At 71.9% G+C, this 14,796-nt stretch carries 14 protein-coding genes; 8 read left to right on the forward strand and 6 right to left on the reverse strand.

All coding sequences use genetic code 11. The features are described 5' to 3' along the window. The first annotated feature begins 172 nt into the window (after nucleotides 1-172). From BJ969_RS14690 to BJ969_RS14710, 5 genes are all read left to right on the forward strand, one after another. Nucleotides 173-1,537: a protein kinase domain-containing protein gene (locus BJ969_RS14690; RefSeq protein ID WP_184479483.1), complete on the forward strand. Its 1,365-nt coding sequence runs from the start codon at nucleotides 173-175 to the stop codon at nucleotides 1,535-1,537. 189 nt (nucleotides 1,538-1,726) lie between these two features. Then, nucleotides 1,727-2,224, forward strand: a complete 498-nt coding sequence (locus BJ969_RS14695) for a hypothetical protein (RefSeq protein ID WP_184479484.1) — start codon at nucleotides 1,727-1,729, stop codon at nucleotides 2,222-2,224. Nucleotides 2,225-2,321: 97 nt separating this feature from the next. Then, entirely contained in the window at nucleotides 2,322-2,708 is a 387-nt protein-coding gene (locus BJ969_RS14700; protein WP_246456804.1) for a LapA family protein, read from the forward strand. 162 nt (nucleotides 2,709-2,870) lie between these two features. Then, nucleotides 2,871-4,442 carry an apolipoprotein N-acyltransferase gene (gene lnt, locus BJ969_RS14705; RefSeq protein ID WP_343071413.1) on the forward strand — a complete coding sequence of 524 codons (1,572 nt, stop codon included), beginning with the start codon at nucleotides 2,871-2,873 and terminating at the stop codon, nucleotides 4,440-4,442. A gap of 55 nt (nucleotides 4,443-4,497) precedes the next feature. Then, nucleotides 4,498-5,286, forward strand: coding sequence for a polyprenol monophosphomannose synthase (locus tag BJ969_RS14710; RefSeq protein WP_184479486.1), 789 nt, complete (start codon nucleotides 4,498-4,500; stop codon nucleotides 5,284-5,286). Nucleotides 5,287-5,724: 438 nt separating this feature from the next. Here the strand turns inward: BJ969_RS14710 and BJ969_RS14715 are convergent, their stop codons facing one another. The 3 genes from BJ969_RS14715 to BJ969_RS14725 all read right to left on the reverse strand — a co-directional run bounded on the left by BJ969_RS14715 (nucleotide 5,725) and on the right by BJ969_RS14725 (nucleotide 8,948). Further along, nucleotides 5,725-6,069 carry an RNA polymerase-binding protein RbpA gene (locus tag BJ969_RS14715; protein WP_184479487.1) on the reverse strand — a complete coding sequence of 115 codons (345 nt, stop codon included), beginning with the start codon at nucleotides 6,067-6,069 and terminating at the stop codon, nucleotides 5,725-5,727. Nucleotides 6,070-6,509: 440 nt separating this feature from the next. Next, nucleotides 6,510-7,913, reverse strand: a complete 1,404-nt coding sequence (locus BJ969_RS14720; protein ID WP_184479488.1) for an MFS transporter — start codon at nucleotides 7,911-7,913, stop codon at nucleotides 6,510-6,512. Nucleotides 7,914-8,117: 204 nt separating this feature from the next. Beyond that, nucleotides 8,118-8,948: a glycerophosphodiester phosphodiesterase family protein gene (locus BJ969_RS14725; RefSeq protein WP_343071415.1), complete on the reverse strand. Its 831-nt coding sequence runs from the start codon at nucleotides 8,946-8,948 to the stop codon at nucleotides 8,118-8,120. Nucleotides 8,949-9,151: 203 nt separating this feature from the next. On the opposite strand from BJ969_RS14725, the gene BJ969_RS14730 reads away from it, so the two are divergent. Together BJ969_RS14730 and BJ969_RS30580 are read left to right on the forward strand one after the other, a co-directional pair. After that, entirely contained in the window at nucleotides 9,152-9,493 is a 342-nt protein-coding gene (locus tag BJ969_RS14730) for a hypothetical protein (RefSeq protein ID WP_184485306.1), read from the forward strand. Between the two features lie 85 nt (nucleotides 9,494-9,578). Then, nucleotides 9,579-10,409, forward strand: coding sequence for a universal stress protein (locus BJ969_RS30580; RefSeq protein ID WP_343071416.1), 831 nt, complete (start codon nucleotides 9,579-9,581; stop codon nucleotides 10,407-10,409). On the opposite strand, the gene BJ969_RS14740 is transcribed toward BJ969_RS30580, so the two are convergent. The 3 genes from BJ969_RS14740 to BJ969_RS14750 all read right to left on the reverse strand — a co-directional run bounded on the left by BJ969_RS14740 (nucleotide 10,388) and on the right by BJ969_RS14750 (nucleotide 12,691). Beyond that, a complete protein-coding gene (locus BJ969_RS14740; RefSeq protein ID WP_184479490.1) occupies nucleotides 10,388-11,494 on the reverse strand; it encodes an LLM class flavin-dependent oxidoreductase in 1,107 nt (368 codons plus the stop codon). The genes BJ969_RS30580 and BJ969_RS14740 overlap by 22 nt on opposite strands. Then, nucleotides 11,494-12,006, reverse strand: coding sequence for an SRPBCC family protein (locus BJ969_RS14745; protein WP_184479491.1), 513 nt, complete (start codon nucleotides 12,004-12,006; stop codon nucleotides 11,494-11,496). Before BJ969_RS14745 ends, BJ969_RS14740 begins: the two co-directional genes overlap by 1 nt. 178 nt (nucleotides 12,007-12,184) lie before the next feature. Then, on the reverse strand, nucleotides 12,185-12,691 hold the full coding sequence (locus BJ969_RS14750) for a winged helix-turn-helix transcriptional regulator (protein ID WP_184479492.1): 507 nt from the start codon (nucleotides 12,689-12,691) through the stop codon (nucleotides 12,185-12,187). A 409-nt stretch (nucleotides 12,692-13,100) separates the two neighbouring features. Between BJ969_RS14750 and BJ969_RS14755 the strand changes: the two genes are divergently transcribed. Next, nucleotides 13,101-14,789: a hypothetical protein gene (locus tag BJ969_RS14755; protein ID WP_184479493.1), complete on the forward strand. Its 1,689-nt coding sequence runs from the start codon at nucleotides 13,101-13,103 to the stop codon at nucleotides 14,787-14,789. Nucleotides 14,790-14,796: the final 7 nt, after the last annotated feature.

Here is a 14,796-nt window from a genome sequence, read left to right on the forward strand (position 1 = left end):
GCGTCCGCTCGGCCGGAACGCGACGGACACCGCGAACCCGACCCGGCGAACGGACCAGTCCGCTGCGCCGACGACCGGGCAAGAGCGGCGGGGAGAACGGGCGTACTCGCGCACATCCCGGCCCGTCACCCAATAGACTGACGTCACGCGATCGGGAAGAGGGGTCAAGCGGGTGGAGTGGCAGTTCGGTCCTTATCTGGTCCAGGGCCTGATCGCGCGAGGCGGCATGGGAGAGATCCACCGCGCGCACGACACCCGCCACCAGCGGCCGGTGGCGTTGAAGCTGATCGCCGAGCGCTACGCCGGGGACGCCGAATTCCGCCGCCGGTTCCAGCGCGAAGCGCAGGCCACCGCGCGGCTGCGCGATCCGCACGTGATCCCGATCCACTCCTACGGCGAGATCAACGGCAGGCTGTACCTGGACATGCGGCTGGTGGACGGGTCGGACCTGGCCACTCGGCTCGACGCCTCCGGTCCGATGCCGCCGGACCGAGCGGTCGCGCTCATCGAGCAGGTCGCCCACGCGCTGGACTCCGCGCACGCCGACGGGCTGGTGCACCGCGACGTGAAGCCGTCGAACGTGCTGGTCAGCAGCAGCGGATTCGCGTACCTCGTCGACTTCGGCATCGCCTACGCGGCGAGCGCCGGAACCGCGCTGACCTCCACCGGGATCACGGTGGGCACGCTGGCGTACATGGCGCCGGAGCGGTTCGGCGAGGCGCCGGCGGATCCGCGCTCGGACGTGTACTCGCTGGCCTGCATGCTCTACCAGTGCCTCACCGGGCGGAAACCGTTCGAGCGCGACGCCACCGTGGCGATGATCAACGCGCACCTCAACGACGACCCGCCGCGCCCCGGCGTCACCACCCCGCACCTGGGCACCGCCTTCGACCCCGTGATCACGCGCGGCATGGCCAAGCAGCCCGCGCACCGGTTCGCCTCCGCCGGTGAACTGGCACGGGCCGCCCGCGCGGCGCTGGACTCGACCGGCCACGTCCCGCACCCCGCCGTACCGGGCGGCACCGCGCCGCAACGGGTGCCGCGAGGCCGCAGGAAGGGCCTGCTGATCGGCGCCGCCCTGGGCGCGCTGCTGGTGGCGGGAGCCGCCGCCGGGTGGGCGGCCATCACCCGTGGTGGCAGCGCGGACCCCGCGGCCGACTCCCCCGCTCCGACGGCGCCGTGGTCCTCGACCGCGCCGGCATCGCCCGACCTGGGGCTGTCGGTTCCGCTGAGCACCCCGCCCTGCGACGGCGGGTTCACCGTGGTCGTCGGCGCCGCGTTCGACGCGGACACCGCCCAGCAGCTGCTCGACGAGAACGCCGGCGCGCACTACCTCCACGTGCCCAGCACTCCGTGCGGGGCGTCCGCCACGACCTCGAAGACCGGCAAGGACATCTACTCCATCTACTACGGGCCGTACCAGGACCGGTCGAGCGCGTGCGCGGAATGGAACTCGGCCAGCGCCACCGCCGACGACGCCTACGTGAAGCAGCTGAGCCCGACCTCCGGCGGCGCCGCGGTCATCGCCTGCGGCTGAAGCCCGGCCGCGCACCGCGGGTGCTTCCGCGGACCGGCGGCGCGGCGGTCGCCGGAAGTGATTGGTCCGTCCGCCGGTACCGGGGCGGACGCCGCTGCGCCAGGCGGTGGGGATCCCGAAGATCCCACCGCCGCCACCGGAACGGGCTGCTAGAAAGGATTGGCGAGCGCGCAACCGGGGGGACGCACGGTGGACATCGACCGGACGCGGCGAGAGCTGACGATCTTCGCCGACTACCACAGCTTCGAGGTCCGCGACGCCCACGCGGACTACGACCTGGCCGCCATCAACGACACCGACGCCGATCTGCGCCGCGACCTGATCTCCAGCCGGGACGGCGTGGTCACCGTCGGCACCGCCCGCCGCAGGAACGTCCCGGTCACCGTCGAGATCGTCCCGGCGGCGCCGGAGTGCGACCTCGCGCCGTGGGACCACGTCACCGAAGCCTCCGTCGAGATCGCCAGCGGTCAGATCCTCGTGCTGGGCGGTTCCGACAGCAGGCGCAGCGCCCACCTGTTCGCCGTGCCGGTCGGCATCTACCGGGTGCGGACGCGCTGCGAGGGGTTCGGCTCGATCAGCGCGAACGGGGCCACCGGCAACGACGCCTACCACGTGCAGATCTGGCCCGGGTCCGCGCGCCGGACGGTCGTGCTCAAGCGCTTCACCGGCGGCCTCCCCACCCGCTGAGGGCACGACCGCCACCGACCCGCCCGGCGGCGCGTTCATCCGATCTTCGCGCGGAGCGCCGTTCAGCACGGTCGGTGCATATTGCACAATGAGCCGCATGGCCAGCGATGACAGCACCGCCGACGACCGGACTACCCCGGCGGAACCGCTCACCGAGCCCGAGCACCAGCGCGGCGAGCTCGAACCGTCCGCACCCGTCGAGGAACCGTCCGCGGCGGAGAAGCTCCAGCACACCCGGACCGCGGGGACCTGGGCCGCGGTCGTCGTCGCGACCATCGCGCTGATCGTGCTGCTGGTGTTCATCCTGCAGAACCTGCAGCCCACCTCGGTCACCTTCCTCGGCCTGCGCGGCGACCTCCCGGTCGGCGTCGCGCTGCTGCTGGCCGCCGCGATCGGCGGGCTGCTCGTGGCGCTCGTCGGCGCCGCCCGCATCCTGCAGCTGCGGCGCACCGCGAACCGCCGCAACCGCGCCGCGACGCACTGACTCCGCTCCCGGAACCGGCGAGGCAGCGCGCGGCACCTGCCAGGTCCAGACCTCCGCTTCGCCCGGTCGGCGTACATTTGACGCGGGCGCGCGCCGATTCGCGCGCCCGCAGCGTCAAGTCCGCCCCGGTTCGCCGGCCGCAGTACCGAGAGAGTTGATCGGGTGAGTGCCCCCACGGTGACCTCGCAGAACAGCGCCGAGGGGCAGCCCGGCAGACGCGTTGCCGGCGGAGCCGCCCGCTGGCTGCGGATCATCGCCGTCGTCGCCGCGGGCCTGCTGCTCTACGCGGCTTCCCCGCCGCGCGACCTGTGGTGGCTGGCGCCGCTCGCCGTCGCCCCGTTCGCCGCCGCCGTGCACGGGCGCCGCACCCGCGGCGGATTCGGCTACGGCGTGCTGTTCGGGTTCGCCTACATGCTGCCGCTGCTGGGTTGGATCCAGGACTTCCTCGGGAACCAGTTCGGCCCGTGGCCGTGGCTGGGCGTCGCACTGGTCGAGGCGGTGTTCCTCGGACTCGCCGGTGCCGGCATGGCGCGGGTGAGCAGCCTGCGCGGCGCTCCGGTGTGGATGGCGGCCGTGTTCGTGCTGTGCGAGGCGCTGCGCGGCGCGCAGCCCTTCGGCGGGTTCCCGTGGGGGCGGCTCGCGTTCACCCAGCCCACGGGACCGCTGCTGCCGCTGGCCTCGGTGGGCGGCGCCGTGCTCGTCACCTTCGCGGTGGCGTTGATCGGTTGCGCGCTCGGCGTCCTCGCGCTGCGGCTGCGCCGGTCCCGCACCCGGCTGATCACCCCGGTGGTCGCGGTGCTGGTACCGCTGGTGGCGGGCGCGGCGCTGTGGCCCACCGTCGGCGTCGCCCCCGAAGCGGGCACCGCACGGGTCGCGACGGTGCAGGGCAACGCGCCGGACATCGGCCTCGACCTGCTCTACGAGGACGACGTGCTGCACGACAACCACATCCGTGGTGCCCGGCGGCTCGTCGAGGACGTCCGGGCGGGCCGGGTGCCGCGCCCGGACCTGGTGGTCCTGCCCGAGCAGGTCGGCAGCTGGGGCCCGACCCGCTACGACCCGGAGCTCAGCGCGGTCACCGCGCAGCTCGGCGTCCCGGTGATCGCGGGCGGTTTCGCGCAGGACCCCGACGGAACGTTCCGCAACCGCATCGTCGAGTGGGATCCGGAGCGCGGCGCCGACGAGGAGTACGCCAAGCAGCACCTGGTGCCGTTCGCCGAGACGATCCCGATGCGCTCCGTCGCCCGCCTGGTCAGCCCCTTCGTCGACCGCTTCCAGCAGGACATGGTCGCCGGGGACGTGCCGGGCGTGCTGCAGGCCGGAGCGATCCGGCTCGGCGTCGGCCTCTGCTACGACGTGGCCTACGACGACGTGTTCACCGGTGCCGCCCGCGAGGGCGCCACCCTGCTGGCGGTGCCCACGAACAACGCCTGGTACGGACACTCCGAGATGAGCTGGCAGCACCTGGCGATGTCCCGGTTGCGCGCCGTGGAGCACGGTCGAGCCGTGGTCGTGTCCGCGACCAGCGGCATCAGCGCGATCATCCGGCCCGATGGGGTGATCACGGCTCGCTCGGAGCAGTTCACGGCGCAGAATCTCCACGGCGACGTGCCGCTGCGCACCGAACGCACCCTCGCCACGACGCTCGGAGCCGCGCCCACCTGGGTGCTCTCGCTCCTGGGCGTCGGCGCCCTCGCGGCCACCGCGCGGCGACGCGCGCACGACAAGAACTGACACGCCCGGTCACGCGCCACGCACTGGGGGACGTGTGACCCGAAGGAGGATCGCTATGACGGACCGGCACGCCCCCGATGGTGGAGCGGGGCTGCCCGGCTCGGCTCTGGTCGTCATCCCCACTTACGACGAGCGGGAGAACCTGGAGCCGGTCGTGCAGCGACTGCACGCCGCGCTGCCGGCCGCGCACGTGCTCGTCGTCGACGACGCGAGCCCGGACGGCACCGGTGAGCTCGCGGACGAGCTGGCCGCCGCCGACGAACGGGTGCACGTGCTGCACCGCAGCGACAAGGCGGGCCTGGGTGCCGCCTACGTGGCCGGGTTCGATTGGGCGCTTGCCCGCGACTACGCCGCGGTGGTGGAGATGGACGCCGACGGTTCGCACCCGCCGGAGGATCTCGCCCGTATGCTGGCGATGCTCGGCCCGGACGGCACCGGCGCCGACGTGGTCATCGGTTCCCGCTACGTCCCCGGCGGCCGGGTCGTGAACTGGCCGTGGCACCGCCAGGCGCTGTCCCGCGGGGCGAACCTGTACTCGAAGTACGCGCTGGGCGTCCCGATCAACGACAGCACCGCCGGTTTCCGCGCCTACCGCAGGCACGTGCTCACGGAGCTGTCCTTGCACGACGTCGCCTCGCAGGGCTACTGCTTCCAGGTAGACCTGACGCTGCGCGCCGTCGAAGCGGGCTTCGCCGTCGTCGAGGTCCCGATCACCTTCACCGACCGAGAGTTCGGCGAATCCAAGATGAGCCCCGACATCGTCCGCGAAGCCCTCCTCCGAGTAACCAAGTGGGGCCTCCGCCGCCGAGCCACCCAGCTCAAAGCCCTACTCCCCCGCACCTGACCCCCGGCAAAGCGAGCCAATCCCACCCCACAGCCGAAGGCCATACCTCACGACGAAGCCGTGCATCAGGGGCGGGCGAAGCCACGCCTGCTCGGCGGCCGAAGGCCGTGCCTAGCGGCGAAGCCGTGCAGTGGGCGGCGAAGCCACGCCTGCCTTGCGGCCGGAGGCCGTGCCTGTATGTGCGAAGCACATAGCCCACGTCAAAAAGCCCTCACCCGCGGGTTCTCAGCTTCCTTCTCGCGAGGACAGCTTTTTCCCTCGTGGCGGAGCCACTTGGGAAAAAGATCCCGCAGCGAGAAGGAAGCTGAGGTTCCGCCACCCGACCACCAAAGCAGAACGAGCCGTCACCCCCCAACACACAAAGACGCCTGGGCTCCCCCGCACGGGGCCCAGGCGTTCGGTGTGCTCACCCGCTGGTCGCGGGGGTGCTGTTGTCGCTCAGGCGGAGTGGCTGCGCCGGCCGCGCAGCACTTCGAGCCGCTCGTTGAGCAGTTCCTCCAGTTCGGGGATGCTGCGGCGTTCGAGCAGCATGTCCCAGTGGGTGCGCGGCGGTTTGGCCTTCTTCTGCTCGGGCTCCGATCCGTCGATGATCTTGGATTCGGAGCCGTGCAGGCGGCACTCCCAGGTCGGCGGGATCTCGGCGTCGTCGGAGAACGGCACCTCGAACTCGTGATCCTTGGGGCAGGCGTAGCGCACCGTCCGGCGCGGTGCGAGGTCGTGGTTGCGGTCGGTCTCGTAGCTGACCGCTCCGAGCCGGCTGCCACGCAGAACGCGATCGGCCATGACGGTTCCTTTCACTTCGGCCCGGAGCAGTGTCCGGACGGGTTGTGCTCACCGAGTGCAACGACGGACGGACCGTCGCATGTTCCCGGCACGAGGCTTTCAGTTGCCGTCGGTGACGTTCTTCACTCGTCAACGACGTTGTCCCCTCTAGAGATGCAAGGAGGTCGCGTTCGTGACGCGTTCTCCTTCTCGCAACCTAGAGGTTGCACCGAACGGGTGATAGTGCCAGACAAGTTGTAACTAAGGGCAAGTTAACCTTCACTCTCTTGCTGAAATTGAAAGCGAGATCACCCGTGGACCGGCGGCGGTCGCCCGGGGCTCGATCACGTTGCGTGCCGACCACCCGCCCTCGACTGCGCGACGCTGCGTACCGGCATATGCCAATCATGCCGGTGTCCTCACTGAAACGCATCACCGGCACGGCCGAGCGCCGACATCGTTCACACCCGCTCCGGAGGACGGTTGCCGACCGCTTCGATGGCCCGGCGGACCGGCACCATCGACACCAGCACCAGGCCGACGACGAAGAAGAAGACCAGCGAGACGATCGCCAGCCGGAACGAACCGGTGGCCTGGCCGACTCCGGCGAAGACCAACGGCCCGAGCCAGGACGTGGAGCGCTCCCCGACCTCGTAGAGCGAGAAATACTCGGCCTCCTTGCCTTCCGGCACCATCTGGCTGAACAGCGAACGCGACAGCGCATTGGTACCGCCGAGCACCAGGCCGATCCCGACGGCCAGCCCGTAGAACTGGAACTGCTGGCCGGACTGGACGAAGTAGGCCGCGGCCAGCACGCCGACCCAGACCACCAAGCTGATCATGATCGTCTTCTTCGCGCCGATCCGGCTTGCGAGCAAGCCGTGCAACACACCGCCGACGAAAGCGATGAACTGCACGATCAGCAACGTGATGATCAGTGACTCCTGGGGCAGCCGCAACTCCATGTCACCGTACTGAGCGGAAACCTGGGTGACCGTCGCGATCCCGTCGGTGTAGATCATGTACGCGCCGAGGAACGCCAGCGTCAGCGGGAAGCTCCGCGCCTGCCTGATCGTGGAGCTCAGCTGCTTGAACCCGGCCGTGATCACCGAGGCGCCCCGCTCGGTCCCTTCGGGCGCGTGGTGGCCGCGCAGCGCCGCCAGCGGCAGCAGGGTGAACGCGGCCCACCAGATACCGGAGGTCACGAACACGACGCGGACCGCGGTGTCCTCGCTGAGCCCGAGCGCGTCGTGACCGAGGTAGAGCGCCAGCTGCAACGCCAGCGCGCAGCCGCCGCCGAGGTAGCCGAAGGCCCACCCGCGGGAGGACAACCGGTCGCGCTCATCGGCGTCGGCGATCTCGGGCAGGAACGAGTAGTACACGACCACCGACGCGCCGAAGCAGATGTTGGCGGCGATGAAGAAGACCAGCCCCCACTGCCAGTTCGACACGCCCACCAGCCCCAGCAGCGAGGTGGCCAGCGCGCCGCCGAAGGCGAAACCGGCGAGCATGCTCCGCTTGTTCTGGGTGCGGTCGGCGATCGCGCCGGTGATGGGCAGCACCAGCACCTGCACCACGGTGGCGACCGAGAGCAGGTAGCCCCACAGCGAACCGGCCGGGAACGCCAGGCCCAGCACGGAGATGTCGCAGCGCACCAGCGAATTGCCGCCGGGGCAGGCTCCGATCCCGTTGCGCGCGACGTCCGCGGTGGCGGCTTCGGTGGCCACGCTCGTCAGGTACAGCGAGAGGAACACCGTCGTCACCGACGTCGGGAACACCGAGTTGGCCCAGTCGTACCAGCACCAACCTCGCTGCTCGCGGCGTCGTCTCGCGGTGTCCGGCGCGAGACCGCCCTGCACGCTCATACCTCTCCGTCCTCAAGTGTTCACTCGATAGGGGTAACGGGGACTGTATCGGCTCCAGATCAACGCGCGGTCGCGGTGCGATGATCATGCTTCCGACGGCTCCTGATACCCCTATCTCCCCAGTTCATCGCGTTGGCCGGTGATGCGATCGCAGCCGGTCCGGCCGTTCGTGCGGCGCTCCCGCCCCAGCGCGCCGCGGGCGGTTCAGGACAGGTCGTCTCCCCGCTCCGCTTCCCGGAGGCCGCCCGGTCCGGTGCCGCCCGCGAACCGGTCGCCCAGCACGTCGCGCAGCACGTCGCGCAGCACGTCGGGACGATCGGTGACCACTCCGTCGACCCCCAGGTCGAGCAGGTCCCGCATCTCCGACGCCTCGTTCACCGTCCACGTGTGCACTTCCAGTCCCCAGTGGTGCGCCATCCGGACGAACCGCTGATCGACGACGCGGATCCTGCCGTGCCACCGCGGCACCTGCGCGGCCCACCCGTCGATCCGCGACCGCAGGCCCCGGCCGCCGTAGCGCGACGCTCCCCACAGCGTCGCCGCGCTCCGCTTCCCCATCGACGTCAGCAGTTCCGAGCTCCCGCCCTTGCGCAGTTCGCGCAGCCGGCGCTCGTCGAACGACGCGAGGCAGACCCGATGCCACGCGTCGTGCCTGCGCAAGGTCTCCAGGACCGGCCGAACCGCGGCGTCCTCCTTGACGTCGATGTTCAGCAGCGCCTGCGGGAGTTCCTCCAGCACGTCGTCGAGGCGGGCGACCGGTTCCCGCCCGCCGACGCGGGCGGACCCGACCGCCGACCACGGCAGCCGACGGATCGTACCGCGCCCGTCCGTCGTGCGGTCCAGGTTCGGATCATGGTTCAGGACGACCACCTCGTCGGCCGTGGCGTGCACGTCGGTCTCGAGGTAGCGGTAGCCCTCGTCGACGGCGCGCCGCAGGGCGCTCATCGAGTTCTCCATGTCGTGCAGGTCGCCGAGGTGCCAACCTCGGTGGGCGAATGCGCGTGGCCAGGGTCCCTGCAGGAACGGGTGGGTCACGGGGGCTCGGGTCCTTTCACGACCGGGGATGCGGGCGGGATCGCCGCTCCACTCTGCCCGACGCGGCGCGCGCGGCGGCACCCGCACCGGCGTGGCAATGCGATGTTCGCCGAGAGGTCGCATTACGGTTGCGCACCGTGGACAGCCTGCCCGAGATCAATTCGCCCACCACCGAGACCGCCTCCAGTGGTGCCGCACCACCGGTGGCGGAGTCGGGGCGCCGTCGTGCGGACCGGCATTGCGCCTGGTGCGGGCGTCGACTGGCCGCCTCCGGGCGGCAAGGGCGGCCGCGCCTGTACTGCACGCAGTCGTGCAGGCAGCGCGCCTACGAGCGCCGGGGAGCGGTGCAGCGCTCGGGACTGCCGGAGGACGCGGTGGTGCTCTCGGCGGCGGAGATCGCGGACCTGCAGGACCGGCTGTTCCAGCTGCGCTGCGCGGCCGAGGACGTGGGCACCGCGGCCGAGGACGGCGCGAGCACCGAGGAACTGCGCAAGATGGCCGCCGAAGTGGTCTCGGTGGCCGCGGAGCTCGAACGCCTGCGCTGAGCACCCGCTCCCGTGCCTTTGGACCCTGGTTCCGCGCCGTCCCGGCGGGTCAGGCTCGAAGGCCGTGCGCGCGAAGGGGGTCAGGGTGTTCCTTCCCGCCAGAACCGTGCTCGCCGGTGTCGACGGTTCCGAGCAGTCGGAGCGCTGCGCCGAGTGGGCGACCGCGGAGGCGGCGCTGCTCGGGGCCTCGCTGCACCTGGTGCTCGCCTACGACACCGCGCACCGCCGGGAATGGGCGGACGAGCTGGTGCGCGGCGTCGCCGCGCGGTGCCGCGCCGCCGAACCCGAACTGCACGTCCGCGCGCAAGCGGTGCCCGGGAATCCCGCCGAGGACTTGGTGGCGCGGTCCGCGGAAGCGGCGCTGGTCGTCGTCGGGTCCCGCGGTCGCGGAGCGATCCGGGACGCGTTGCTGGGTTCGGTGAGCACCGCCGTCGCCACGAGCGCCGGTTGCCCGGCGGTCGTGGTGCGCGGGGCGGGCGAGCCGGGTCCCGGCCCGGTCGTCGTCGGCCTCGACCTGTCGCCCGCGAGCAGGCCCGCGCTGCACTTCGCGTTCGACTGCGCGGACCGGCGCGGGCGCGAGCTGGTGGCCGTGCAGGCGCTGCCCGACGCCTACTTCCTGCCGGCCATCCTCGACGACGCCGAGCGCCGCAGGCACCAGGAGGACGCGGAGGAGCAGGTGAGCGGCCAGCTGGCGGTGTGGCGGGAGCACTATCCCGATGTCGTGGTCCGCCGGATCGCGACGGACCAGCATCCGGTGGAGTCGCTGTGCGAGCAGGCACGCGGCGCGCGGCTGCTGGTCGTGGGCCACCGGTCGCGGAGCACCCCGGCGCGGCCGGGCTCGGTCGCGCTCGGCGTGCTGCACCACTCGCCGTGCCCGGTGGCGGTGGTGGGCGATCAGGTCGGGTTGGACTGGTAGCCCGGCCGATCACTCCTGCGCGGACCGCGGTGCTCCGGTGGTCGGCCGTCCACCTCGCGCACCAGCTCGATCGCCCTGGCCAGCGTGCTCAGCCGTTCGTCGAGGTCGTCGCCCGCCGGGTAGAGCCGCACCAGGTCGACCCCGGCGTCGCGCCATACCCGCAGCCGTTCCCGCACCATCGGCTCGGTGCCGATCAGGGTGGTGGCGAGCACCATGTCATCGGTGACGAGCGCCGCCGCGCCCGCGCGGTCGCCCGCCTGCCAGCGGTCGCGGACCTCCGCCGCGACCTCCGCCCAGCCTTGGCGGCCGTAGGCCCGGTTGTAGAAGTTGGTCGACGCCGAGCCCATCCCGCCCAGGCTGAACGCGAGCGCTTCCTTGCGCGCCGCCACCATCGGGCGCAGCGCGTCCTCGTCGCGCGCGAACGCCACCTCCGCGCCTTGGCACACGTCCAGGTCCGCTCGGCTGCGCCCGGCGTCGCGCAGTCCCTCGTCGAGGTGCGCGAAGTAGGCCTCCACGGCGCCTTCCGGCACGAAGCTGGTCCCGAGCCACCCGTCGGCGATCTCGCCGGTCAACCGCAGCATCGCGGGCGACATCGTCGCCAGGTAGATCGGGATCGGATGTTCGGGCCGGGCGGAGAGCCGCATCGGCACCGCCTCTCCCGGCAGCGGGATGGTGAACTCGCGGCCGGAGTGGGCGATCTTCTCGCCCCCGAGGGCGGCTCGGACGATCTGCACGGTCTCCCTGGTCCGGCTGCGCGGCCGCGCGAAGGGGACGCCGTGCAGCCCCTCGATCACCTGCGGCCCGGAGGCTCCCAGCCCGAGCAGGAAACGGCCACCGGACAGGTTCGCCAAGGTGATGGCGGTCTGCGCCACCGCGACGGGAGTGCGCGTGCCGACCTGCATGATCCCGGAGCCGAGCAACATCCGGTCCGTCTTCGCCGCGTAGTGGCCCAGCACGGAGGGCGCGTCGGAACCCCAGGCCTCGGCGACCCAGCACACGTCGAGCCCCAGCTTCTCGGCCTCCACCACGAACGCCACGTGGTCTCGGCCGCCCCCGGATGCCTCGACCGTGGTCGCCGTGCGCATCAGGCCGCCCGTTCCGCGGTGCGCTTGAGGAGTTCGAGGGTGGCGCCCATGTTCTCCGCCAGGTCGGACAGCCGCCGGAACACGATCTTCTGCTCCTTCTCCGGCATCCGCTCGACGGCCATCGTGAGCCCGGAACGCCCCGGCCCGATCCGCACCCGGTAGCTCAGTTCGGTCCCGCCGTCCTGCGGTCGCAGGGCGAACCGCCAGGTCGCGAGGGGCTCGGCGGGGTCCTGCACGGCCCAGGCGAAGGCGCGGCCGGGCTCGCACTCGACGACGTGCGAGGTCGTGGTCCACTCCCCCAGCACGTCGTTGCCGTTGTGCCCGCGGAAGCGCGCGCCCAGCGCGGGGCCGGTCGCCCCGTCGAGCCACTGCACGGAGCGCAGTTCGCGGCTGCCGCCGGGCAGCAGTTCGATGTCGGACACGACCGGCCACACCTGTTCCGGAGTGGCGGCGACCCAGGTCCGCACTTCGGTACCCGGCCGGTCCGCGAGCCGTGCTCCAGTCCACTCCATCGTCGACCAGGCCTCCGCTGTTGCTCCCAGTAGATCGTTGTTGAACACCAGAGTTTCAACATGAGACCGACAATGTCAACCAGGCTGCCCACCCGGCGAACACGTGCCAGGAGGCATCGCGAGACGGAGGCGGACCTCGGTGGTCGCCGGGGGGTTCCGGCGAACGGCACCGGAGCCGTCACTCCGGTTCGGCACCGAACCGACGCACGACGTCGGGACGCCGGGCCAGCTTGGGCGGGAACCCGGGCCCCATCCGCATCTCGCTGTCCTGCGCGCGCATCGGCCGGGCGCACTCCGCGCACACGACCTCGGCGTGGCTGTCGTGCCCGCAAGGGTGGTGGTGGAACGTGATCGGCGGCCCGTCCGCGTCGGCGAGCCAGCGGTCTCCCCAGGTCGCCATCGCAGCCAGCACGGGGAAGAAGTCGCGGCCCTTGTCGGTGAGCACGTACTCGTACCGCTCCGGCTCAGCCTGGTAGCGCTGCTTGGCCAGCAGCCCTTCGTCCACCAGCAGGCGCAGCCGGTCGGTGAGGGTGTTGCGCGCGATGCCCAGTTCCTGCCGGAACTCGTCGAAGCGCCGGAACCCGTAGAACGCCTCCCGCAGCAGCAGCGTCGTCCAGGCGTCGCCGAGCAGGTCCGCGACCCGCGCGATCGAGCAGGGCCAGTTCCCGAACGAAGTCCGCCGCATGCCCGTCAACATACGCACGCCCACCCCGCGGAGCCCCGGCGCTGCACCCCGGCCGCGGGGGCGCGGGTACGTACCATGGACGGGTACCAGGAAGCGGGGACGTCATGCGCACCACGGCACCGATCGGCGCGAACAGGCCGGTCAGCGGGCCACCCGCCGATCCGTGCGGTCGCCTGGTCCGGTATGATCAACTCGCGAACCGCGAACCGCGAACCGCGAACCGCGAACCGCGAACCGCGAACCGCGAACCGCGAACCGCGAACCGCGAACCGCGAACCGCGAACCGCGAACCGCGAACCGCGAACCGCGAACCGCGAACCGCGAACCGCGAACCGCGAACCGCGAACCGCGAACCGCGAACCGCGAACGGGCCTAGCCGGGGCGGTACCGCTCGGGGCAGCATGGTCCGGTGCACGCTCGATCACCGGAAGTCACCATGACCGGTGAGCCGCCGCAGCCGCTGGTCACCGAGGACGAGCCGGTGCACGGCACGTTCGGCTGCGAGCGCACGGTCCTGGTCATCGCACGCACCATCACTTCGACCGCTCGGCTGCTCGACGCGCTCCGGTTCTTCCGGGACGACTTCCGGGTGGACCTGGTCTTCACCGTCAACGACACCTCGCGGCACAGCACCGGAGTGCACGAGCTGCTGCGCGATGCGCGAGCCGACCGGATCGTCCCGTGGGACCAGGTGCGGAAGGTCCCGTACGCGCTGGCGATCTCGGCGAGCGAGAACGTCGACTTCGACGAGCTCGACCTCTCCCGGCCGGTCGTGGTGCTGCCGCACGGCATCGGGTTCAACAAGTACGTGCCCGACCCGAAGACGGGCGGCACCCGCCTCGCGGGCCTGCCCTCGGAGTACGCGCTGCGCACCGGCAACGTGCTGGTGACGTTGGCGAACGAAGCGCAGGACCGGCAGCTGCGGGCGGTCCGGCCCGAGGTCGCGGGCCGCACCGCCGTCGTCGGCGACCCCACCTTCGACCAGCTGCGGGCGAGCCTCCCGCTGCGCGACCGCTACCGGCGGGCGCTGGGCCTGCGCGGCCGGAAGCTGGTGCTGCTGAGCTCAACGTGGCGCGAGGAGGGACTCCTGGGCACGCATCGCGGGCTCGCGGAGCGGTTGCTCGCGCAGCTGCCCGCCGACGAGTACGCCGTGGCGTTGGCGATGCACCCGAACATCTGGTCCTGGTACGGCGAGCTGCGGGTGCGGACCTGGTTCGCCGACGCCGTCGACGCCGGCCTGCTGTTGCTGCCGCCCGATGGCGGCTGGCAGGCATCGCTGGTCGCCGCGCACCAGGTCGTGGGTGATCACGGTTCGGTGAGCCTCTACGCCGCATGCCTCGGAAAACCGTTGCTGCTGGCCGCGTTCGGAGCGGAGAGCGTGCCCGGAACTCCCGTCGAAGTGCTCCAGCGCGGCGCGGACCACCTCGAGGTGCGGGGCGACGTGCTGGAACAGCTGGAGCGTTCCTCCCGCGAACACGATCCCGAGCGGTTCGCCGCGCTGTCCGAGCAGGTGTTCGCGCACCTCGGCGACGCCTCCCGCGTCCTGCGCGACGTGCTCTACGACCGCCTCGGCCTGCCCGCGCCCGACCGGGAAGCGCCGCTGCTGCGCCCGGCGGACCCCGCGCCGCACCGGCGTGAACCGGCCTCGTTCGAGGTGTTCACCGAGTTCACCGCGCCGGACGCGGTCGTGCTGCGCCGCTACCCGGCGGCCGTTCGGCGTGCGGACGACCCGGCCGATCTCGACGGAGGTGCGCAGCGGCACCTCGCCGTGGACGAGGACGAACCTCGGCTGGCACGGCACCAGTCCGCCGCGGTGCTGGCGCGCGGCGCGGTGACGAATGAGGCGGACGCGCTCGCATGGCTGTCCCGGTCCGGCATCGACTTCCCCGGCGCCCGGATCCGTGCCGCCGCGACCGCGGACGGCTGCCTCGCGACCGTCCGCAATGGACCGGCGGTGCGGATCGCGACGGATCGCCCCGCCGTGGCCATGCTCGCCGCGTCGGCGCTGTACGCACTCGTCGTCGCAGGGCGGCGCGCTCAGCAGGTCACCGTGGTGTCCGGTGCGCAGGAGTTCCGGATGACCGTGTCCGAGCGCTGACGGGCGC

Source organism: Saccharopolyspora gloriosae (genome assembly GCF_014203325.1).
In the GTDB taxonomy this organism is placed as follows: Bacteria; Actinomycetota; Actinomycetes; order Mycobacteriales; family Pseudonocardiaceae; genus Saccharopolyspora_C; species Saccharopolyspora_C gloriosae.